A 22,429-nucleotide genomic window follows, 5' to 3' on the forward strand; every position below is an offset into this window, starting at 1 on the left:
CGGCACGTCCATCAGGATGAAACCGTAGCCTAGCGCGGCTCGCACCTGCCGGTCACGGCGCGGTGCGCCATCGGATCAGTCCGCCTGCCGCGCCCGGAACTGCCGCCAGTCCGGCAGCTTGCGGTGGCGGCGCAGCGAGCGCATCAGCGCCGCCATCACCACACCGAACAGGGCACCGGCCAACAGTCCGGCCGCCAGCAGCAGGGCCAGCGGGCGCTCGCTGCCCTGCCACAGCATCAGCCACATCAGCGCGGTCCAGAACAGCCCGAACAGCAGGCCCTGTACCAGCGCATTGGTGCCGAAGCCGGCCAGGATGGGCGGTGGCAGCGCGATGCCCATGCGCCACAGCACACGATGCAGCAGCGGCGCCGACTGCACGCGCGCCAGCCCCTTGCCGTCCAGGAAGCGCAGCGCCGACTGGATGACAGCGGGATAGTGCCGGTTGATGTCGTTCATCACCCGATCGTGGCCGATGCGGTGCCGGAAACGCAAACGGCCACCCGAAGGTGGCCGTCGCGGCAACAACCGAAGTTGTTTATCAGGCCTTTTCGGCCAGACGGGCAGCCTTGGCGGCAGCAGCGGCAGCCAGGTCTTCCTTGATGCGGGCAGCCTTGCCTTCCAGGCCACGCAGGTAGTACAGCTTGCCGGCGCGGACCTTACCACGACGCTTCACTTCGACCGAGTCGATGATGGCGCTGTGGGTCTGGAAAACGCGCTCGACGCCGTAGCCGTGCGAGATCTTGCGGACGGTGAACGAGGAGTTCAGGCCGGCGTTCTTGGTGGCGATGACAACGCCTTCGTAGGCCTGCACGCGCTCGCGGCTGCCTTCCTTCACCTTCACGTTGACGACAACGGTGTCGCCCTGGCTGAACTTCGGCAGTTCACGGGTGATCTGGGCGGATTCGAATTCCGCGACGATGGACTTGTTCAGCTTGCTCATGGGTTACACCGATTCTTGTTCGGGTGGGCGTGTCGTATCGACAACGTAGGCTCATGCAGTCACCGGACTGTGCTGCACGTTTGTTTTGGGTACTGCGCGCGCCGGCCGGGGCCGACGGGAATTGGCCATGATAGCCGATATCGCCAGCCCTGCGCTAGGGGCTGGCCTTGTGTTTCCGGGCCTGACGGCCCTGCTCCAGCAGCTTGCGGTCGGCCTTGCCCAGCGCCTGTTCATCCAGCAGGTCCGGGCGCCGCTGGGCGGTACGGACCAGCGACTGCTGGCGGCGCCAGGCCGCGATGGCCGCGTGGTTGCCTGAGCGCAGCACATCCGGCACGTCACCCAGCGGGTGCTGGGCCGGCTGGCTGTAGTGCGGGCAGTCCAGCAGGCCGAGGTCGCCCTCGAAGCTGTCCTGCGCCGCCGATTCCGCGTCGTTCAGGGCACCGTCCTGCAGGCGGGCCACGGCGTCGATGATGACCGCCGCGCCCAGCTCGCCACCGGACAGTACGTAGTCGCCGAGGGAGATTTCCTCGTCGACATTGGCCTCCAGGAAACGCTCGTCGATGCCCTCGTAGCGGCCACAGAGCAGGACCATGCGCGGCAGTGCCGCCAGTTCCCGCACCTTGGCCTGGGTCAACGGCGCACCCTGCGGGCTGAGATGGATCACCCGCGCCGGGGTCGGATCGGCATCACGGATCGCCTGCAGGCAGGCCTGCAGCGGCTCGATCAGCATCACCATGCCGGGGCCACCGCCGAACGGACGGTCGTCCACCCGGCGGTAGTTGCCTTCGGCGTAATCACGGGGGTTCCAGCCATGCAGGCTGAACAACCCTTTCTCCTGCGCGCGCCCGACCACGCCCAGTCCAGCGGACTGGGCGAGGAACTCGGGGAACAGGGTGATGACGTCGAAACGCATGCTCACACTCAGAACTCGGGATCCCAGTCGACCACGACCAGGTTGGCCTCGAAGTCGACCGACTTGACGAAGTCCGGCTGCACGAACGGAATCATCCGCTCGCGGTCACCACGGACCACCACCACGTCGTTGGCGCCGGTGCTGAACAGGTGCGAGACCTGGCCCAGGGCAACGCCCTCGGTGGTCTTCACGTCCAGGCCTTCCAGGTCCACCCAGTAATACTCGTCGGGCTTCGGCGGCGGCAACGCACTGCGGGCCACGTAGATCTCGGTGCCGTGCATCGCTTCAACGGTATCGCGGTCCTCGACGCCGGGGAAACGGGCGACCAGGTGCTTGCCGCTGTCGCGGCCGCGTACACCTTCAATCGTGGTTTCCACGCCGGACGGGCTGCGCACGATCCACGGCTGGTAACGGAAAATGGCGGAACGTGGCTCGGTCCAGGACTCGAGCTTGATCTCGCCGCGCACACCAAAAGCGCCGACAACCCTGCCCAGCAGGATGCGGCGCTCGATATCTTTCATCTGCTTCAACCAAGAGGGCCACGCCGAAGCGTGGCCCGTCAGGATCAGGCCGCAGCGGCCTGGGACTTGGTCGCTTCCTTGATCAGGTTGCGGACCTTGTCGGTCGGCTGGGCGCCGTTCTTGACCCAATGGTCAACGCGGGCCAGGTCCAGCTCGATGCGCTTCTCGGCGCCCTGGGCGACCGGGTTGTAGAAGCCAACGCGCTCGATGTTGCGGCCGTCGCGCGCGCTGCGCACGTCGGTGACGATGATGTGGTAGAACGGACGCTTCTTGGCGCCGCCGCGGGTCAGTCGAATCTTGACCATGGTGTTTTTCCTATTGCCCAGTCGCCAGGATGGCGAGGTAAGCGGGCGATTATAGCGGCAGTGCCCGGCCGAGCCAACCCCGGGATGTATCCATCTTCACGGTAGCGCCGGGCTATGCCTCGCCACTTTCGTTCAGCAAAGTGATCGGCCTCCGACCGCCCCTCCAAGATTCCCGGGCCGATAGCGTCAGAGCGCTCCAGCTACCGGCGCCCGATGCATGTCCAGCACATCTACCTCGTGCCGCTGCAGCAGGTCGTCAAATGCATCGCCGCCAATCCGCTCGACAAGTTGCCGCTCGGATTCGTGGATGGCGATGCACTGCAGCCAGTTGATGGCCACCGGCGGGAACTGCAGCCCCGGGAACCTGGCGTCATTCCAGAAGAAGGGCGGCACCAGATAGACGTGCGGCATCCGGGTCGACGGGAAGTAGTCCTGCAGGATGCCGGGAATCACGCTACCAGGCTGCACCGCCGCACGATCACGCATGATCGCGAAAGCCGTCGAGGCGACGACGTTGTCCCAATGCAGCGCGTCCTGTTCGGCACACGCACACAGCTCGACGCGCGTTTCCAGTTCGTGCCCCTCCGCATGACGTAACACAGAATCCGACAGGCCGATGGACGAGATGGACTTCAGCCCTGCTTCCGGAGAGCTGAACGTCGTGAGGATATCGACCGAAAGCAGGCGATGATCATCGTGAAAGGCCTGGACCTTGGGCCGCCCCTCACCGCCCATGACCTTGATTGCGTGCATCGCTACCGCGCGATGCTGCTCGGTGACCGTACCCATATCTGATTGGAACTCCTGAGTGTTGTTCGCCGCGGAAGCATCCGCCGGGCATGGCCCGGCGCTACCGGCTGCAACGCTTCAAGGTAGCGTCCGGCTATGCCCAGCGATCGGCAACCACGCGCCTCGTTCAGGAAAGCGGCTGCCAAGCCACCGCCGCCAGCACCGCCCTGCCCTGTTCAGCCAGCGCCTGCGAGCCCGCCAGGACATGCCCGTCAATGGCCTCCAGCGCCCACAGGCCGCTGGCGTTGCAGGCAAAAGCGGCCTTCACACTGTCCAGTTCAGCCAGTGCCAGCGGCCGCGTCTGCTGTGCCCCCGGCCAATGCTGCTTCAGCAGCGCCTCGGCGGTACCGCGCAGGGCCGGCGCCTGCGGCCAGAGCAGCCGCTCACCATCGTGAACGGCCAGGTTCCAGGTGCTGCCTTCACTCACCTCGCCATCGGTGGTCACGAACAGCACATCGTCGAATCCTTCCGCCATCGCCGCGCGACGTTCGGCAAACAGGCCGAAGGTGCCGACGTGCTTGATCTGCGGCAGCTCGCGCTGCCACACCACGCTGCGCACCCGCTTCGGTGCGACCAACACCACCGGCGCGGACGCCGCCACCAGCACGTCCACCGGCACGGCCGCCAGCGGATTACGGAAGTCGAAGCGACGCGAGAACACCGTCACCCGCAGCGAGGCATGGGCCAGCCCGGTCTGCTGCAGCGCCTGCGCCATCCAACCCCGCACCTGCGCCGTATCCAGTTCGCTGCCGAACAGTTCGCGCGTGGCCTGCGACAGCCGCGCCAGATGCAGGTCCAGTCCCTGTACGGCGTGGTCGCGCACCTGCAGCGAGGTGAAGTGGCCGTAGTTCACCAGCGCCGGCAGCAGATCCTCCACCTGCGCCGGCCGGCCGTTGCAGGTCAGCGTCATCGCAGCAGTGCCTGCGCCTGGCTCCACATGCCGCGCAGCACGTCGGCGGCCGGCTGTGCTGGCGCCATCCACGCCGACTGCCCGGCCCAGGCCTGCATCGCCGCCAGGCGATTTTCCTGCACCGCCTGCCTGCGCATCGGCGCGGTCAGCCCGCGCTGCACCGGGTATGGACGCGGCGCGGGGGCGCCCTCCGCAGCGGCGGCGCGCACATAGGGGGTCGCCAGGCCCCGGCCGAGGCGGCCACTGAAGGCGCGGGTCGGCCAGGTGTCTTCCGGTTCGCTGGCGGCCAGCCCATCGGCCCACGCCGAGGCGATCGCCGCTTCGGGCGTGCGCAGGAAGGCGGTGCCGATCTGCACGGCGCTGGCACCCAAGGTGAGTGCGGCAGCGATGCCACGACCATCGGCGATGCCGCCGGCGGCAATCACCGGAATCTGCAGGTGATCGGCCAGGCGCGGCAACAGCGCGAACAAGCCGACCAGCTGGCGTTCGGCCATTGCCGGGTCAAAGGAACCGCGATGACCACCGGCTTCCACGCCCTGCGCAACCACTGCGTCGGCACCGGCATCCTGTGCCGCGCGCGCTTCGGACAAGGTGGTCGCACAGGCGATCCAGGCAATGCCGGCGTCCTTCAACTGCTGCACGTGGCGCGGCAGCAGCACGCCCATGATGGTCGAGGCCACCGCCGGGCGCGCCGCCAGCAGCGCGGCGAACTGTTCTTCGAAGTCGGCGGGCGTGGCGTCGGCAGCGCTCGCCGGCACGTCCGGGCCCCACTGTGCGAGGAAGGCGCGGCTGGCGGCCTCGGCAGCAACATCACGGGTCGGCGCGGGGTCCGGCACCCACAGGTTCACTTGCGCCGGGCCGGTGGAGGTCGCACGGAAGTCGTCCATCCAGCGACCGATATCGGCCGATGACGACAGCACTGCGCCCATCGCCCCCATGCTGCCGGCATTGGCCAGCGCGGCGGACAACGGTACGGGGCAGGCGCCGGCCATCGGTGCCAGCAGGATCGGAACGGAAACGCCGAAGCGTCGGCAGAACGCCTCGACGCGGGAAGATACAGCGGAACTCTGCATGACGGCCCATCGTTTCGGACAGGCCCCCATGGTGCGCGCAGTGTGGGGGTGGCGTCGAGCTTGCTCGACTCTACCTCGACCCGGGCACTGGCAGAAAAGCAGTCGAGCATGGCTCGACTCTACAGAAAAAGCCGGTGTTCAACGCATCAACGGAACGGCATGCCGCGGCCGCCCATGGCGCCCATCATGCCCTTCATGCTGCGCAACATGCCCTTCATGCCGCCGCCGGCCATCTTGCTCATCATCTTTTCCATCTGCATGTACTGCTTCATCAGCTTGTTGACGTCGGCCGGAGTCACGCCCGAGCCCTTGGCGATGCGCGCGCGGCGCGAGCCATTGAGCAGGTTCGGGTTGCGCCGTTCCTTCTTGGTCATCGAGCCGATGATGGCGATCATGCGCGGCACTTCCTTGCCCTGGCTGACCTGCTGCTTCAGATGGTCGGGGATGTTGCCCAGGCCCGGCAGCTTGTCCATCAGGCCGCCGATGCCGCCCATGTTCTGCATCTGCTCCAGCTGGTCGCGCATGTCGTTCAGGTCGAACTTCTTGCCCTTGGCGACCTTCTCGGCCAGCTTGGCGGCCTTGTCCTTGTCGACCTGCTGCTCTACCTGCTCGACCAGCGACAGTACGTCGCCCATGTCCAGGATGCGGCTGGCGATGCGGTCCGGGTGGAACACGTCCAGGCCTTCCGGCTTTTCGCTGACACCGACGAACTTGATCGGCTTGCCGGTGATGTAGCGCACGCTCAACGCGGCACCGCCGCGGGCGTCACCGTCGGTCTTGGTCAGCACCACGCCGGTCAGCGGCAGCGCATCACCGAAGGCCTTGGCGGTGTTGGCCGCGTCCTGGCCGGTCATGGCGTCGACCACGAACAGGGTTTCGGCCGGGTTCACGGCAGCGTGCAGGACCTTGATCTCGGCCATCATCGCTTCGTCGATGGCCAGGCGGCCGGCGGTATCGACCAGCAGCACATCGACGAACGACTTGCGCGCATCGTCGATTGCGGCACGCACGATGGCTTCCGGCTTCTGGTCGGCGCTGGACGGGAAGAACAGCACGCCGACCTGCTCGGCCAGGGTCTTCAGCTGCTCGATCGCGGCCGGGCGGTAGACGTCGGCCGAGACCACCATCACCTTCTTCTTGCGCTTTTCCTTCAGGTGCTTGGCCAGCTTGCCCACCGTGGTGGTCTTGCCGGCGCCCTGCAGGCCCGCCATCAGGATGATGGCCGGGGCCGGAACATTGAGGTTCAGGTCGCTGGCTTCGGCGCCCATCACCGCGGTCAGCTCGTCGCGGACGACCTTGATCAGGGCCTGGCCCGGGGTCAGCGACTTCAGCACTTCCTGGCCGACCGCGCGCACCTTGATGCGCTCGATCAGGGCCTGCACCACCGGCAGCGCGACGTCGGCTTCGAGCAGCGCGATGCGCACTTCGCGGGTCGCCTCGCGGATGTTCTCCTCGGTCAGGCGGCCACGGCCACGCAGGCGCTCGATGGTGCCGGAAAGGCGCTGGGTCAGGGACTCGAACATGCGGCGCAACCTGTCTGAAAGCGGGGGACAATAAGGCAGACAGTATAACGGGTCCGGCTGTCCGCCCGGACTGCGACCACCGGGCCGTCGCCAGCATCCCGGGGGTATGCGAAACTGCAACGATGACAATCGTTCTCATCGCCGTCCTGCTCTACCTGGCTGCCAGTGCCCTGCTGGTGCGCGCGCTCGGCCGCGATGAAACCACCGGCTCCCCCACCTGGCTGTGGCCCGCCCTGCCGGCGATGCTGCTGCATGGCGGCTACCACGTGATGGTGGCGATGCGCACCAACGGCGGGCCGGACATGCACTTCTTCGCCGCGCTGTCGCTGGTCGGCCTCGGCATGGCCTGGCTGACCTCGCTGGTCGGTGCGCGTGGGCGGATGTCGGCGCTGGGCGTGGTGGTGTTCCCGCTGGCCGCGGTCCTGCTGCTGGCCTACCACGGCTACGGCCACGAACCGAGCAAGGTGCTGGGCTGGCGCCTGGCCAGCCACGCGTGGCTGGCGCTGCTGGCCTACGCCACGCTGAGCATCGCCGCGCTGCTGGCGATCATGCTCTGGCTGCAGGAACGCGCCCTGCGCCGCCGCGAGTTCCGCCCGTGGCTGCGCGCGCTGCCGCCGCTGGCCGATCTGGAATCGCTGCTGTTCCGGGTGATCACCGTCGGCTTCGCGCTGCTGACCCTGACCCTGGTCACCGGCGTGCTGTTCGTCGACGACCTGCTGGCGCAGAAGCTGGTGCACAAGACCGTGCTGAGCGTGCTGTCGTGGATCGTGTTCGGCGTGCTGCTGATCGGCCGCCGGCGCTATGGCTGGCGCGGCATGAAGGCGGTGCACTGGACGCTGGCGGCGATGCTGTTGCTGCTGCTGGCGTTCTTCGGCAGCCAGTTCGTGATCGAACTGGTGTTCGGGCATACGCGATAAAGGCGTGCCGACCAACGGTCGGCCCCCACCCCGGTACTGCCAACCAACGGTCGGCCCCCACCCCGATACTGCCGACCAACGGTCGGCCCCCACCCCGGTACTGCCAACCAACGGTCGGCCCCCACCCCGATACTGCCGACCAACGGTCGGCCCCCACCCCGGTACTGCCAACCAACGGTCGGCCCCCATCCCGGTACTGCCAACCAACGGTCGGCCCCCACCCCGGTACTGCCAACCAACGGTCGGCCCCCAATCTGGTAGTGCCGGCCGCTGGCCGGCAACAGGGCCACGCCATGCGTGGATGCCGCAGCCGCCCCCCCACCGTCAAGGGACAGGCTGGGCCAGGATCCGGCGCAGCGAGCGGCCGTTGTTGGAGATCAGGTCGTCGGCCTGCCAGCAGCCCTTGCCCTGGCGGACCATCGGCACGCGCGACACGAACGCCTGCTTCTCCACTGCGTAGTGGATCTCGACCATGCCGGTATCAGCCGTGGCCCCCTTCCACTGATAGGTCACCGGGCCCTCGATGTCAGCGTCCTGCGCGTCCAGCCACGGATCCCAGTCGATGTTGCAGATGCCCTGCTCGCGCGCCTGGCAGGCGCGCTCGCCACGCAGGGCTTTGCCAAAGCTGTCGCTGACCAGCGCCTGCGGTGCGTCCAGCACAAAGCCGTTGTCACCCGACGTCGCCTCGAAGAATGCGCGGGCCACGGCGGCGGGTTCCTGGCAGGCCGGCGCCGCCTGCACGTTGGCGGCCAGCAGCAGCCCGGTGATCACGAACATCCCTGTCTTTCGCATGTCCTTCTCCTTGAGGAAGTGCCGGCCGCTGGCCGGCAACACAGGATATCCCGGCGCTGCCGGCCAGCGGCCGACACTACCCGATACCTGGCTTACAACCCGTAACGCTCGATCACATCCAGATGCGGCTGGCGATCCTGGTCGCAGGCTTCGGCCAGGCGCAGCCAGCAGTGCGGATGCGGCCACTTCGCGGTTTCCTGCTGCAGCAAGCGGTGCAGCGCCAGCGGTGCATGGTCCTGCGGCTGGGCGACGGTGAACAGCAGGCCCGGCAGCGTGCCCTCCTCCTCGTCCGGATCGGTCACGGTGTAGTCCGGGCGGCTGTGCGACCACACCTGCCAGCCCTGCGCCTCGGCCGCAGCAACGAAGGCGTTCCAGGCCTCTTCGCCCGGGTGCGCGCCGTCAATCAGCCAGCTGCGGGCGAAGCCGCCGCGCTCCAGCACATGCACCTGCGCATAGGTCGGGATGAAGTGCTCGCGCGCCTCTTCCTCATCTGGCGCCGGGTGCACCAGCGCAGCGTCGAACACCACCCAGTCGCCCACCTGCTGGGCACGGTTGGCCGGCGCGTTCTCGACGATGCGTGCGGTCACCGGGCCGCTGCGACGGGCGTAGTACTCCATCGGCTCGCCGTTCTCTTCGCTGCGGATGATCACCCAGCCCCACGGCTCTTCGACCACACCGTCCTGGCTGGACAGCTCCATGCCGATCGCTGTGGCCGAGCGGCGCACCGCGTCCCAGTCACGCGCCGCGCTGGCTGCGCTCATGTGGTCCCAATGCGCGGCGTTGGGCTCTTCCAGCAACTCCACCAGCTGTGCAAAGCAGGCCTGGGCCTCGCTGAAGCGGCCGGTTTCCATGTACATCCGCGCCAGCGTGCCACGTGCACCGTGCGAACCGGGCGATGCCGCAAGCAGCGCCTGCGCGGCCTGCTCCAGCGCCAGCCAGTCGGACACGCGGCGTGCGCGCTGCACCTCGCACCAGTGCGCGAACACCGGCACACTGCCGCGATAGAGTTCGGCCAGTTGGCGCAGGCCATCATCGTCGCCCTGCTCGGCCAGCCAGCGCATCAGCGTGTAGGCGGCCGGGCCGTCATCCTGCGCATGTGCGCGCACGAAGCGCCAGAGCAATGCACGCGCTTCGGCCTGTGCACCACAGGCGCTCAACGCGGAGGCGGCCATCTCGGCCAGCGCCTCGTCATCCGGGCAGTGTTCCTGCGCCTGCAGCAGCCACTGCGCCTCGCGCTCCGGATCGCGCGACTGGTTCTGTTCGCCCTGCGCCTCCAGCCACGCCAGCAACTCACCGGCCGGTGCCGGCAGCGGCGCCATCTCCGGCAAGGCATCGATGCGTGTCGCCAGGCCGGCCACCAGCGCAGCCGCACCCCGGTCCTGGCGCAACTGCGCCAGATGGGTACGCGCCAGCTCCAGCTGGCGCAGTGCCACCCAGCGTGCACCACGCTGCAGGGCGAGCTCCAGGCTCAGCGCCGCGACTTCGATCAGCAGGCGATGCGAACCGACCCGGGCGAAGTGCTCGATGATCGTGTTGAAGCGCGTGCCCAGGTCCCACGTATTGCGTGCAGGGTCGCGCTGGCACAGCGCTGCAGCGGTGTTCGCCCACAGCCGCCAGTAGTTCGGGGTCAGCTCGCGCCACGGCACCAGCTGCTGCAGCGCCTCTTCGTCGCGGCCCAGCTGGGCCAGCGCCCACGCCTTGGACAGGCGGCGCGGCACCGTGCAGTTGGCCGGCTCATACTCACCGGAAGCCGCCACTTCAGCCTCGCGCTTTTCGATCAGCACCAGTGCCTCTTCGGCCCGGCCGACGGCGAGCAGGATCTTGATCTGCATCTCCGGGAAGCTGTCGAACACCTCCTTGCCGCAGGCCTCGATCGCATCGGACTGCACCTGCAGGTAATCCAGCGCCTCCTGGCCACGGCCGTCGTCGAGCAGCGCATCGGCTTTCTCGCAGCTCAGGCACTGGAAGCAGGCCCAGCTGGGATCGATGCGGCCGAGGGTCTCGTCGCACACCTCGATGCGCTCGGGCACCCAGCCCGGGCCATCGATGTTGCCGTAGCAGGCGGCCAGGTCCTGGGTCACGCAGATCGACTGCGGGCATTCCAGGGTGTCTTCGCGGTGTGCGCGCTCGAACAGCGAAACGGCTTCGCCAAGTGCGCTCTCGCCTTCAACTCTGTTGCCGACGCGGTTGCGCAGCGCCCAGTGACCGACGTAGACGTCGACCCAGGGGTTGTCGAGCGCCTTGCCCAGCGCACGCGCTTCGGGCAACAGTGCATCGACGCGGTCGATCTGCAGCTCGCTGACCTCGTCGGCGAGGCGGTTCAGCAGGTGCGCGTTCTGCGCCTGGCCGGCCTGGCGCAGGTCTCCCTGCAGTTTTTCGACCCAGTTCCAGATGTCCATGGGGTAAGTGCTCCTGTCTAGCGAAGGCTGGATGAGAGGGTGCGGTGCTCAGCGCAGCATCTGCTGCAGGGCACCGGCGATATCGGTAAAGGCGCCGTTGAGATCCGGGCCTGGCGTGGCGGTCGCTGCCCGGGCCAGGGGACGGCCCTGCGCAGCGACGATGATCTTCAGCGAGCGCAGCAGGCGTGCCGCCGCCTCGGCCTGCGGGTGGCCCTCGCGCTGGGCGCGCAGCAGCGCCTGCACCGCCGGGTTGTCGAGGTTGAGGTACAGCCGCGAGGGTGCGCGCGATTCGATGCGTGCGGTGAACTGCCGCGCCAGGCGCAGCGCCGCCATCGAAACGCGCTTGTCGTTCTCGTCGTCCTCCAGGCGTTGCTTCAGCTCGGCCTCGCGGTCGGGCACCACCACCACCGGCAGTGCCTCCGGGCTGAAGCGCGCCGGCAGCAGCTGCTCGCCATCGCCCAGCTGCTCGCGCAGCCATGCCAGCTGCACCTCGTCGAGGCTGTCATCGCTGCGGAACAGCGCGCGGTTGCCCTGCTCGGTCCCCAGTTCAACCAGGCGCAGGCCCTTGGCCTGGGCCCAGCGCCGCAGGAACGGCACCACCGCGTAGCGATGGCCATGCGCGACCGGCACGCCCATCGCACGGAACAGCATTTCCTCGAAGCCGCCGCCGTTGTCGAGGATCACATGCACGGCACCCCGCGCTGGCAGCGCGCTGGCCGGCAGGTCGCCCTGCGAGGTCGGCACGCGCACGTGTTCCAGCAGCAGGTCGAACAGGCGGTCATCGCACAGCGCCGCGCCCAGCAGCGCCTCGTTGTGGCGGCTCAATACGCGTCGCCACGCTTCCGGCTGCTGCCGCGCAACGTCGGCCAGGCCGTCGATCAATGCCTCCAGCAAGGCATGCTGCACGGCGCGGTACTGGTCATCGCGCTGCAGGTCTTCGCGGCTGGCGGTGGGCGTCAGCCGCGAGGATTCGATCACCCCGCCGATGAAACCGGCCCACGGCGGCAGCAGGTCGCGGGCGTCGTCATCCAGCAGCATGCCGCGCACGAACACCGACAGGTTGCGGTTGTCACTGGTGCCATAGGTGGCGCCGTCCTGCACCCACAGCAGGCCGGTGGCATCGCTGTTGCCATCGGCACGCAGCGGCACGGTGACGATCGGCTCGAAATCGTGCTCGAAGCGCGCAGCGAACTGCAACGCCTGGCGACGCGCCTGCACCGGATGCACGGCGACATCCCCCTGGCCGCGCCACGGCGGCGGCTCGGGATTGAGCGCCTCGGCACCGGCGCCGATGAAGATCGGCTCGGACAACAACGCGCAGTAGCGGCCCAGCACCTCATGCAGGCGCGCCTCGTTGGCCAGCGGCAGGAAGTCCGGATGCAGCTCCAGCTCCACCTCGGTGCCGACCGCGCGTGCCGGCACTTCGCTGACGGTGTACTGCTCGGCGTTGCTGGACACGTACAGATGGCCCAGCTCCGGCGTCTGGTACGAGGTCGTGCGCACGCTGACCCGGCGCGCTAGCACGAAGGCCGACAGGAAGCCGAGGCCGAACATGCCGATCAGGCCATCATCGTCCTCGCCGCCCTGGCGCAGGCCACGGGTGTAGCCGACGCCGACGGTGGCGAGGTAGTCATGGATTTCCTGGCGGGTCAGGCCGGCACCGGTATCGATGATGCGCAGCACGCCGGCACCTGCATCGACCTGCACCGAAATGCGCGAAGGTACCTCGACGCCGGGCTGCTCGATGCGGCGGCGGATGATCGAGTCGTGCGCGTTCTGCACCAGCTCACGCAGCGCCACCACCGGGGTGGAATACAGGTGCTTGCCCAGCACCGTCATCAGTCCATTGAGATCGACCCCGGCACGACGGATCTCGGCGTTGGGGGCAATGAGCGCGGTGTCCTGCATGTAATCGTTTACTCCTGGGCACGGAAAGACGCCACAGGGCGCCTTCGTCGAGCGGGAAAAACTAGCACAGGCAGGCTGACCGTTGCCGTGTCGGCCGCCGTATTCCACGTGCGCGGTGGTGACGCCGGGCCATGCCCGGCGCGATCACGTCGCGTCGATGGCCTCGGACAGCCGCTCCACCGCGATCACTTCCATGCCTTTCACCGAGCCGCCCTTGGGCGCATTGGCCTTGGGCACGATGGCGCGCTTGAAGCCATGGGTGGCGGCCTCGCGCAGGCGGTCCTCGCCATTGGGCACCGGGCGGATCTCGCCGGACAGGCCCACCTCGCCGAAGGCGATGGTCTTTTCCGCCAGCGGCCGATCCTGCAGCGAGGACAGCACCGCCAGCAGCACCGGCAGGTCGGCGGCGGTCTCCTGCACGCGGATGCCGCCGACGACATTGACGAACACGTCCTGGTCGCCGACCAGCACGCCGCCGTGGCGATGCAACACCGCCAGCAGCATCGCCAGGCGGTTCTGCTCCAGGCCGACCGCGACACGGCGTGGATTCGACAGCGGCGACGCATCGACCAGTGCCTGCACTTCCACCAGCAGCGGCCGGGTGCCCTCGCGGGTGACCATCACGCAGCTGCCCGGTTGATGGGTGCTGCCGCCGGACAGGAAGATCGCCGATGGGTTGGAGACCTCCTTCAGTCCCTTGTCGCCCATCGCGAACACGCCCAGTTCGTTGACCGCGCCGAAGCGGTTCTTGAACGCGCGCAGCAGGCGGAAGCGGCTGCCACTCTCACCCTCAAAGTACAGCACCGCGTCGACCATGTGCTCGAGCACGCGCGGACCCGCGATGCCGCCCTCCTTGGTCACGTGGCCGACCAGGAACACGGCGGTACCGGTCTCCTTGGCGAACCGCACCAGCCGCGCCGCGCTCTCGCGCACCTGGCTGACCGATCCCGGCGCAGCGGTCAGGCTCTCGGTCCACAGGGTCTGCACGGAGTCGGCCACGATCAGCCGCGGGCCGGCCTTGGATGCATGCTGCAGGATCGACTCGACCCCGGTCTCGGCCAGCGCGTTGACCCCGTCCAGCGGAAGCTCCAGCCGGTGCGCGCGACCGGCGACCTGCGCCAGCGACTCTTCGCCGGTGACGTACAGCACCGGCAGCTCGGCCGCCATCTTTGCCACCGCCTGCAGCAGCAGCGTCGACTTGCCGATGCCCGGATCGCCACCGACCAGCACCACCGCGCCCTCGACCAGGCCACCGCCCAGCACCCGGTCGAACTCGCCGATGCCGGTGGAGACCCGGCGATGCTCGGTCTGCTCCACGTCCTTCAGGGCGGTGATCTTCGGCGGGTCGATCTTGCCGGCCCAGCCGGCCCGGCGCGAGGCCGGCGCCTTGGCCGCCGCCGCGCTTTCCAGCACGATTTCCGACAGCGAGTTCCAGGCGTTGCACTCGGTGCATTGGCCCTGCCACTTGCTGAATTCGGCGCCGCATTCATTGCAGACGTAGGCGGTGCGGGCTTTTGCCATCGGATGATTTCCAGCAACGGGAACAGGCGTGGCAGGATAGCCGAGCCGGGTCGCAGGTGCTGCGACCGCTCAAGTCCTGCCCACCCGCGCCGATAGGGGTCGCGGGCGTGCGCCTTGCGGGCGCCCCTCCCTCCCCCACTGGATTCAACATGACTGGCAGTTACAGTCAGAGCCTGGTCATCACCTCCCTGCTGGTGGCCATTCTTGCTTCGTACACGGCGCTGGACATGGCCGGGCGCCTGGCCACGGCCGAGGGCCGCGTGGCCCGCTGGTGGCTGGCCGGGGGGGCGGCGGCCATGGGCCTGGGCATCTGGTCGATGCACTTCATCGGCATGCTCGCCTTCGACCTGCCGATCCCGGTCGGCTACGACCTCGGCATCACCCTGTACTCGCTGGCGGTCTCGATCGGCGCCTCGGCCTATGCGCTGTGGCTGGTGTCGCGGCCCAGCCTGCCCTGGCGCCGGCTGCTGGCCGGTGCCGTGCTGATGGGCCTGGGCATCGCCACCATGCATTACCTGGGCATGGCAGCGATGCGCATGCAGCCGGGCATCGACTACCACCCGGGCTGGTTTGCCGCCTCCATCGCGGTGGCCATCGGTGCCGCCGGTGCCGCCCTGTGGATCGCCTTCCGCCTGCGCGCCGAGCACCGCCACACCCTGCTCCTGCGCGCGCTCGCGTCGCTGGTGATGGGCCTGGCCATCGTCGGCATGCATTACACCGGCATGGCCGCCGCGCGCTTCCCCGAAGGCAGCATCTGTGGCGCCGTCGGCAGTGGTGGCATCGACACGCGCTGGCTGGCGGTGCTGGTCATCGTCACCACCGTGGCCACGCTGGGCATCGCCCTGGTGGCCTCGCTGTTCGACCGGCAGATGCGCGTGCGCACCGGGCTGCTGGCCGATTCGCTGGCGCACGCCAACAACAAGCTGATCCAGGCCGCACTGCACGACCCGTTGACCCAGCTGCCCAACCGCATGCTGCTGCAGGACCGCATCGAGCAGGCGATCGAGAAGGCGCGGCGCCGCAACCATGCGGTGGCGGTGATGTTCTGCGACCTGGATGGTTTCAAGGCGGTCAATGATGCCTATGGCCACCAGCTCGGCGACCGCCTGCTGGTGGCGGTGGCGCAGCGCATCGGCGGGCTGCTGCGGCCGCAGGATACGTTTGCCCGTCTCGGCGGCGACGAGTTCGTGATCGTGCTGGCCATCGATATTCCCGACGATGCAGTGGTGGTGGCCGAGCGCATCATCGCCGCTGCCGGCGAACCGTTCACGCTGGATGCGGCCGAACTGCAGGTCAGTGCCAGCCTGGGCATCGCCCTGTACCCGGACGATGCCAGCAACGAACGCGAGCTGATGGCACACGCCGACGCGGCGATGTACCACACCAAGGAAACCGGGCGGAACGGCTATACCTTCTTCACCCCCTCGATGCAGCTCAGCGCCAACCGCCAGCTGCGCCTGCTGCAGGACCTGCGCAAGGCCATCGCCCGCAACGAACTGATCCTGCACTACCAGCCCAAGTTCCCTGCCGCCGGCGCACCGGCCACCGGCGCCGAAGCGCTGCTGCGCTGGCAGCACCCGGAGCTGGGCCTGCTGGCGCCGGACGTGTTCATTCCCATCGCCGAGCGCAGCGGTCTGATCCTGCCGATCGGTGACTGGGTACTGGACCAAGCCTGCGCGCAGCTGCGGGCATGGCACCAGGCCGGGCATACGGAATGGTCGATGGCGGTGAACCTGTCGCCGTTGCAGTTCGCCTCGCCGGCGCTGCTGGACAGTGTGCGCGAGGTGCTGCAGCGGCACCGGATCGAACCCGCGCGGCTGACCCTGGAGATCACCGAGACCACGGCGATGAAGGATGTCGATGCCAGCCTGGCGATCCTCAACGACCTGACCGCGATGGGCGTGCACATCGCCATCGATGATTTCGGCACCGGCTATTCCAGCCTGCTGTACCTCAAGCGCATGCCCGCCACCGAGCTGAAGATCGACCGTGCGTTCGTGCACGACCTGGAGCGCAATGACGAGGACGCCGCCATCGTCTCGTCGATCATCGCGCTGGGCCGCACCCTGCAGCTGCAGGTGGTGGCCGAGGGCGTGGAGACGCAGGCGCAGCGCGAATACCTGAGCGAGCTGGGCTGCGACCAGTTGCAGGGTTATCACCTGGGGCGGCCGATGGAGGCGGACGAGTTCCTGCGCCGGGTGGGGTGAGGCCCCGGCCCCGGGGTCAGAGCCCTGGCCTGCGGCCAGGGATCCGACCCCATCCAGCCGCCAACAAAAAGGCCGCCCGAGGGCGGCCTTTCTGCGTGGCAACGTCGCGAGGACGTCAGTGCATCATGTGCACGTTCATGTTGTGCATGACCCACAGGGTGCCGATCACGATGATGCCGATCACCACAACGGTGAAGGCCGCAGCGTTGACGTTCCAGCGGCTTTCCGAAGAGCGGTCCAGGTGCAGGAAGAACACCAGGTGGACCAGCATCTGCAGCACCGCGGTGACCGCGATCACCACACCGTTGACGGTGCGCGAGAAATCACCCGACATCACCATCCAGAACGGGATGACGGTCAGCACCACCGCCAGCACGAAGCCGATCAGGTAGGACTTGACGCTGCCGTGGCTCTCGCCGCCGGCGGCGTGGTCGTGTGCATGGTTGTCATGTGCCATTACAGCGCTCCATTGAGGTAGACGACGGAGAACACGCCGATCCAGATCAGGTCCAGGAAGTGCCAGAACAGGCTCAGGCACGCCATGCGGGTCTTGTTGGTCGGGGTCAGGCCGTACTTCTTCAGCTGCACGAACATCACCAGCAGCCACAGCAGGCCGGCGCTGACGTGCAGGCCGTGGGTGCCGACCAGGGCGAAGAACGCCGACAGGAAGGCACTGCGGTCCGGACCGTAGCCCTGATGGATCAGGTGCTGGAACTCATAGACTTCCATGCACATGAAGCCGAAGCCCAGCAGCCAGGTAACCGCCAGCCACAGGAACATCTGGCCAACCTGCTTGCGGTGCATGGCGATCATGCCCAGGCCGAAGGTCAGCGACGAGGTCAGCAGCAGCGCGGTTTCCCACGCCACGAACGGCAGTTCGAACAGGTCCTTCGCGGTGGGACCACCATCGGTACCGCCGGACAGCACCACGTAGGTGGCGAACAGCGAGGCGAAGATGAGGCAGTCGCTCATCAGGTACACCCAGAAACCGAAGACGGTGTTGCCGCCGGTGTCGTGGTGCTCGTGGTCGTCATGGCCATGGGCCGCCGCGTGTGCGGCGTGCCCGTGGCTCAGGGTCGAGGTATTGGTGCTCATGCCTTCAGCTCCGACTTCACCAGGCCCTGGGCTTCCAGGTGCTTGCGGTGTTCGTTCTCGATGCGTTCCACCTCGGCGGCCGGGACCCAGTAGTCCACGTCCTGGTCGAAGGTGCGGTAGATGAACGTGGCGATCATGCCGACGAAGCCGACGATGGCCAGCCACCAGATGTGCCAGATCATCGCGAAGCCGAACACCAGGCTGAAGGCACCGATGACAACGCCCGTGCCGGTGTTGCGCGGCATGTGGATGTCGGTGTACTTGGCCGGCTTCGGCCAGGCTTCACCACGCTGCTTGCGCTCCCAGAAGTCGTCCAGCTCGGTGACTTCCGGCAGCGCGCCGAAGTTGTAGAAGGCCGGCGGCGAAGAGGTTTCCCACTCCAGCGTACGGGCATCCCACGGATCGCCGGTCAGGTCGACGGTCTTCTTGCGGTCGCGGATCGAGACGGCCACCTGGATGATCTGGCACAGGATGCCGGCGCCAACGATGAAGGCACCTGCGGCGGCGATCAGCAGCAGCGGCTCATAGGCCGGGTTGACCGTACTCTGCAGGCGACGGGTCATGCCCATGAAGCCCAGCACGTACATCGGCATGAAGGTCACGTAGAAGCCGATGAACCAGCACCAGAACGCGCACTTGCCCCAGAACTCATTGAGGCGGAAGCCGAACATCTTCGGCCACCAGTAGGTGATGCCGGCGAACATGCCGAACACCACGCCGCCGATGATGACGTTGTGGAAGTGGGCGATCAGGAACAGGCTGTTGTGCAGCACGAAGTCGATGGCCGGGATCGCCAGCATCACGCCGGTCATGCCGCCGATGACGAAGGTGACCATGAAGCCGATGGTCCACAGCACCGGGGTGGTGAAGTGCACGCGGCCGCGGAACATGGTGAACAGCCAGTTGAAGATCTTCACGCCGGTCGGGATCGAGATGATCATCGTCGTGATGCCGAAGAAGGCATTGACGTTGGCACCGGAGCCCATGGTGAAGAAGTGGTGCAGCCACACGATGAACGACAGCACGCCGATGCAGGCGGTGGCGTAGACCATGCCCTTGTAGCCGAACAGCGCCTTGCGCGAGAAGGTCGCGATGACTTCGGAGAACACACCGAACGCCGGCAGGACCAGGATGTACACCTCCGGGTGACCCCAGATCCAGATCAGGTTGATGTACAGCATGGCGTTGCCGCCACCGTCATTGGTGAAGAAGTGCGTACCCAGGTAACGGTCCAGGGTCAGCAGTACCAGGGTGATGGTCAGCACCGGGAAGGCAGCGACGATCAGCACGTTGGTCACCAGGGCGGTCCAGGTGAACACCGGCATCTGCATCAGCTTCATGCTGGGGGTACGCATCTTCAGGATAGTGATGAAGAAGTTGATACCGCTCAGCGTGGTACCCAGGCCTGCGACCTGTAGACCCCAGATGTAGTAGTCCATGCCGACGCTTGGACTGTATTCGATGCCCGACAGTGGCGGGAATGCCAGCCAGCCGGTGGCAGCGAACTCACCGATCCACAGCGACAGCATGATCAGCACCGCGCCGGACACGAACAGCCAGAAGCTGAGCGAGTTGACGAACGGGAACGCGACGTCGCGCGCACCGATCTGCAGCGGCACGGCCAGGTTCATCAGGCCGGTGATCAGCGGCATCGCCACGAAGAAGATCATGATCACGCCGTGGGCGGTGAAGATCTGGTCGTAGTGGTGCGGCGGCAGGTAGCCCTCGGAGCCACCGACGGCGATGGCCTGCTGGGTACGCATCATGATGGCGTCGGAGAAACCGCGCAGCAGCATGACGAAGGCGACGATGAGGTACATCACGCCGATCTTCTTGTGATCCACCGAGGTGAACCACTCCTTCCACAGATAGCCCCACAGCTTGAACTTGGTGATCAGGGCCATGACGCCCAGGCCACCAAGAACCGCGCCGATCAACGTCGTCAGGACGATCGGATCGTGGGGGATCGACTCAATTGAGAGTTTACCCAACATGTTCATTCTCCCGAGCCCGCGTGGCCGGCGTGACCGGCGGCGGCGTGCTCGTCAGCAGTGTGTCCGGCGTGTTCGGCCGGAGCGGCGGCAGCGTCGGTGTGGCCTTCATGGCCCTCGTGACCTGCATGGGCATCGTGACCTTCAGCAGCGGCACCGTCGGCCGGGGCCTTGTGCTCGTGCTTCATGCCGTAATGCTTGTTGTCGCCCATGTGCTTGGCGATGACCCAGTCGAACAGGCCTTCTTCGGTCTTGCCGAAGTAGGTGACCGGGTACCACTCGGCATTGCGTGCTTCACCCAGGGCCTTGAACGAGGCCTTGTCCAGGGTCTGCTCACCGGCACGGACCTGGTCCAGCCACTGGCGGTATTCGGCATCGGTAACCGAGTAGGCGGTGAAGTGCATCTTGGCGAAGCCGGCACCACTGTAGTGCGAGGACATGCCCGGGAATTCACCGGTCTCGTTGGCGATCAGGTGGAGCTTGGTCTCCATCGCAGCCATCGAGTAGATCATGCTGCCCAGGTGCGGGATGAAGAAGGCATTCATCACCGAATCGGACGTGATCTTGAAGTTCAGCGGCGTGTTGACCGGGAACTTGATTTCGTTGACGACCGCCACCTTCTCTTCCGGATAGATGAACAGCCACTTCCAGTCCAGCGAGATCGCCTCGATGGTGACCGGCTTGACGTCCGAATCCAGCGGACGATACGGGTCCAGTGCGTGCGACGAGCGCCAGGTCAGGACCGCCAGCACCAGCACGATCATGCAGGGAATGGACCACACCACCACCTCGATCGCCGTCGAGTGGGACCACTTCGGCTCGTAGCGGGCCTTGGTGTTGGAGGCGCGATACTTCCACGCGAAGGTCAGGGTCATGATGATGACCGGGATGACGACCAGCAGCATGAGCACGGTGGCCGTGATCAGCAGGGTCTTCTCATCCTGGCCGATCTGGCCCTTCGGACTGAGGATGGCCACGGCATCGCAGCCGGTGAGCATCACCAGCAACGACAGCAGCAGGCCCGGGCGCAACCAGCGCCCAAGGGTTTTCAACGGAATCATCGGTCGATCCAATTGCGAGGGAATGCCGTTCCCCGTCCTGCCTGTTCCGGCCAAAGCCGGTCCCACCGGTCCGGAAGACAGGCAGGGAGGTGGGGTCGAGTCAGCCTTTCAATTTTAGGCCGTCACCCACCATTTAAGAAAGGCATTGACAATGATCAGGCGCAGGAAGTGGCCGGATATCGCTGCGACACGTTGTCGCACCGGGTGCGCAGGGCGCGCGGATGCCGGAATCGGCAAAGCCAGATGAACGTATTCAGGGAGGCAGATGGCTGGCGACCCTACTGCCCTGCCGCGCCATGGGGCGCGGGATACTCGAAGCGCAGCTCGCGCTGGCCCTCGCCCACTACCGGCAGCAGCGGATCGACACCCACGCAGCCGGCGCGCAGCCGCAGCAGGTCCGCCACAGGCGCCCGGCCGCAGGTTCCAAAGCTGGTGATCTCCACGCCCGACAGCAAAGTCCTGAAGAAGGTCTCCGCCTCGCGGCGCGCCTGCTCGCGGCTGGCCGCGGCGGCCTCCACGCTGTAGCGCAGCTTGATGACGTACATGCGGTCGATCGCGTAGATCATCACCGAGCTGTAGGCCTTGCCGTCGGTGCTGTAACGGAAGTCCAGCACGTTCGCGCCCACCCGCGCCGGTCCACTGGCCTCCAGGCTGGCCACCGGCACCACCAGCGGCTGCAGTGCGGACATGTCACGCTCGCTGGCCATCGATTCCTTGCGTGCGTCCAGCAGCGCCTCGCGCTCGCCCTCGGCCATCGTCCGCTGCTCGTCCGGCTCCTGCAGGCCGACGGGATAGAAATACAGGTCGATCCAGCCGCTGTTGTTGCCCGGCCGCTGATAGCGGACCGACGCGCCACCGAATATATCGTCGTAGCGGCGCTCATCCAGCGCCTGCCACTCGCCCACCTGCAACGGGTAGACCACGCTGGTGCCGCGCAGGAAATCACCCAGGAAGGGCCCGCGTACCGGCGGCGCCGCATCCTCCGCGTCCAGGCTCAGAGTTTCCCTGGGAACATCGGCGCTGCACTTTTCCTCCAGGACCGCCGCCACATGCGCGCGCAGGGTGCCCGCCTTCTGCAGCGCGGTCAGCTGATCCATGCCCGCGATTTTCAACGAGGGATCAGCCTTCAGAAACCCCGCGTATGCCTTCAGCGCACTTTCCACACCCGCCAACTGCCGATCCACCTCGTCGCCCTCGCGGCCATCCGTGATCTGCTTGGCCAGATTTCCAAACATCTGCTGCGCGAACACCTGCGGCGCAATCGAGGTGTCTTTATCTTCGGTCTCGGGCAGGTCCAGGACCGGACAGATAACCACCTGATAATCCGGCGTCTGCAGCGCCCAGGTGAACAGCCACCGGCGCACATTCTCCGCACCGGGCTGCAGCGGAGAAACTTCAAGCTGTCGGGTTTCGCGCACGAATCGGGCGGTATCCGCTTCCGATGCGGCCTCCACCAGCAATGGAACGGCCGCCAGTAGCACAAGGACTGCGGCAAGGACAGTCCGGCACACCCCATTCCCTGATGCCATGGCACACGATCCCTGGGGCCGCGCGGGGCGGCGTG

General features: G+C 67.0%; 21 protein-coding genes. 3 read left to right on the forward strand and 18 right to left on the reverse strand.

Annotated features, from left to right (window positions below; genetic code table 11):
* Positions 1-75 precede the first annotated feature (75 nt).
* The 9 genes from BKE09_RS04955 to ffh form a co-directional block, all read right to left on the reverse strand.
* Positions 76-456, reverse strand: a complete 381-nt coding sequence (locus BKE09_RS04955) for a DUF6404 family protein (RefSeq protein ID WP_075675013.1) — start codon at positions 454-456, stop codon at positions 76-78.
* A gap of 82 nt (positions 457-538) precedes the next feature.
* Positions 539-940, reverse strand: coding sequence for a 50S ribosomal protein L19 (gene rplS, locus BKE09_RS04960; RefSeq protein WP_005408597.1), 402 nt, complete (start codon positions 938-940; stop codon positions 539-541).
* Between the two features lie 154 nt (positions 941-1,094).
* Positions 1,095-1,853, reverse strand: coding sequence for a tRNA (guanosine(37)-N1)-methyltransferase TrmD (gene trmD / locus BKE09_RS04965; protein ID WP_075675014.1), 759 nt, complete (start codon positions 1,851-1,853; stop codon positions 1,095-1,097).
* Between the two features lie 8 nt (positions 1,854-1,861).
* Complete coding sequence (gene rimM / locus BKE09_RS04970) at positions 1,862-2,374, reverse strand: ribosome maturation factor RimM (RefSeq protein WP_010483256.1); 513 nt, start codon at positions 2,372-2,374, stop codon at positions 1,862-1,864.
* Positions 2,375-2,418: 44 nt separating this feature from the next.
* Positions 2,419-2,679 (reverse strand): 30S ribosomal protein S16, encoded by a 261-nt coding sequence (rpsP, locus tag BKE09_RS04975; protein ID WP_005415733.1) that lies wholly within the window; start codon positions 2,677-2,679, stop codon positions 2,419-2,421.
* 186 nt (positions 2,680-2,865) lie between these two features.
* The gene (locus BKE09_RS04980) at positions 2,866-3,468 is read right to left on the reverse strand and encodes a suppressor of fused domain protein (protein WP_075675015.1); all 603 of its coding nucleotides are present in this window, start codon (positions 3,466-3,468) and stop codon (positions 2,866-2,868) included.
* 127 nt (positions 3,469-3,595) lie between these two features.
* Positions 3,596-4,378, reverse strand: coding sequence for an aminotransferase class IV family protein (locus BKE09_RS04985; protein ID WP_075675016.1), 783 nt, complete (start codon positions 4,376-4,378; stop codon positions 3,596-3,598).
* Positions 4,375-5,451: a nitronate monooxygenase gene (locus tag BKE09_RS04990; RefSeq protein WP_075675017.1), complete on the reverse strand. Its 1,077-nt coding sequence runs from the start codon at positions 5,449-5,451 to the stop codon at positions 4,375-4,377. Before BKE09_RS04990 ends, BKE09_RS04985 begins: the two co-directional genes overlap by 4 nt.
* Positions 5,452-5,597: 146 nt before the next feature.
* Positions 5,598-6,974 (reverse strand): signal recognition particle protein, encoded by a 1,377-nt coding sequence (ffh, locus tag BKE09_RS04995; RefSeq protein WP_075675018.1) that lies wholly within the window; start codon positions 6,972-6,974, stop codon positions 5,598-5,600.
* A gap of 122 nt (positions 6,975-7,096) precedes the next feature.
* On the opposite strand from ffh, the gene ccsA reads away from it, so the two are divergent.
* Complete coding sequence (gene ccsA / locus BKE09_RS05000) at positions 7,097-7,891, forward strand: cytochrome c biogenesis protein CcsA (RefSeq protein WP_075675019.1); 795 nt, start codon at positions 7,097-7,099, stop codon at positions 7,889-7,891.
* Between the two features lie 324 nt (positions 7,892-8,215).
* Here ccsA and BKE09_RS05005 read toward each other — a convergent pair whose 3' ends face one another.
* From BKE09_RS05005 to radA, 4 genes are all read right to left on the reverse strand, one after another.
* Positions 8,216-8,683 carry a hypothetical protein gene (locus BKE09_RS05005; RefSeq protein WP_075675020.1) on the reverse strand — a complete coding sequence of 156 codons (468 nt, stop codon included), beginning with the start codon at positions 8,681-8,683 and terminating at the stop codon, positions 8,216-8,218.
* A 92-nt stretch (positions 8,684-8,775) separates the two neighbouring features.
* Positions 8,776-11,082 (reverse strand): tetratricopeptide repeat protein, encoded by a 2,307-nt coding sequence (locus tag BKE09_RS05010; RefSeq protein ID WP_075675021.1) that lies wholly within the window; start codon positions 11,080-11,082, stop codon positions 8,776-8,778.
* 48 nt (positions 11,083-11,130) lie between these two features.
* Positions 11,131-12,990: an ATP-binding protein gene (locus BKE09_RS05015; protein ID WP_075675022.1), complete on the reverse strand. Its 1,860-nt coding sequence runs from the start codon at positions 12,988-12,990 to the stop codon at positions 11,131-11,133.
* A gap of 144 nt (positions 12,991-13,134) precedes the next feature.
* The gene (radA, locus tag BKE09_RS05020; RefSeq protein ID WP_075675023.1) at positions 13,135-14,511 is read right to left on the reverse strand and encodes a DNA repair protein RadA; all 1,377 of its coding nucleotides are present in this window, start codon (positions 14,509-14,511) and stop codon (positions 13,135-13,137) included.
* Between the two features lie 149 nt (positions 14,512-14,660).
* On the opposite strand from radA, the gene BKE09_RS05025 reads away from it, so the two are divergent.
* Entirely contained in the window at positions 14,661-16,718 is a 2,058-nt protein-coding gene (locus BKE09_RS05025; protein WP_075675024.1) for a bifunctional diguanylate cyclase/phosphodiesterase, read from the forward strand.
* A gap of 115 nt (positions 16,719-16,833) precedes the next feature.
* Here the strand turns inward: BKE09_RS05025 and cyoD are convergent, their stop codons facing one another.
* The 5 genes from cyoD to BKE09_RS05050 form a co-directional block, all read right to left on the reverse strand.
* Positions 16,834-17,175 (reverse strand): cytochrome o ubiquinol oxidase subunit IV, encoded by a 342-nt coding sequence (gene cyoD, locus BKE09_RS05030; RefSeq protein WP_014036396.1) that lies wholly within the window; start codon positions 17,173-17,175, stop codon positions 16,834-16,836.
* Entirely contained in the window at positions 17,175-17,813 is a 639-nt protein-coding gene (cyoC, locus tag BKE09_RS05035) for a cytochrome o ubiquinol oxidase subunit III (RefSeq protein ID WP_049446432.1), read from the reverse strand. The genes cyoD and cyoC overlap by 1 nt, the downstream gene beginning before the upstream one ends.
* Complete coding sequence (gene cyoB / locus BKE09_RS05040) at positions 17,810-19,807, reverse strand: cytochrome o ubiquinol oxidase subunit I (RefSeq protein WP_075675025.1); 1,998 nt, start codon at positions 19,805-19,807, stop codon at positions 17,810-17,812. Before cyoB ends, cyoC begins: the two co-directional genes overlap by 4 nt.
* A gap of 2 nt (positions 19,808-19,809) precedes the next feature.
* Entirely contained in the window at positions 19,810-20,865 is a 1,056-nt protein-coding gene (cyoA, locus tag BKE09_RS05045; protein ID WP_075675026.1) for a ubiquinol oxidase subunit II, read from the reverse strand.
* A gap of 278 nt (positions 20,866-21,143) precedes the next feature.
* Positions 21,144-21,962, reverse strand: coding sequence for a hypothetical protein (locus BKE09_RS05050; RefSeq protein WP_139319614.1), 819 nt, complete (start codon positions 21,960-21,962; stop codon positions 21,144-21,146).
* On the opposite strand from BKE09_RS05050, the gene BKE09_RS23615 reads away from it, so the two are divergent.
* Positions 21,915-22,343, forward strand: coding sequence for a hypothetical protein (locus tag BKE09_RS23615; RefSeq protein WP_139319615.1), 429 nt, complete (start codon positions 21,915-21,917; stop codon positions 22,341-22,343). The genes BKE09_RS05050 and BKE09_RS23615 overlap by 48 nt on opposite strands.
* The last annotated feature ends 86 nt before the right edge of the window (positions 22,344-22,429 follow it).

Source organism: Stenotrophomonas sp. TD3 (assembly GCF_001939825.1).
Taxonomy (GTDB): domain Bacteria; phylum Pseudomonadota; class Gammaproteobacteria; order Xanthomonadales; family Xanthomonadaceae; genus Stenotrophomonas.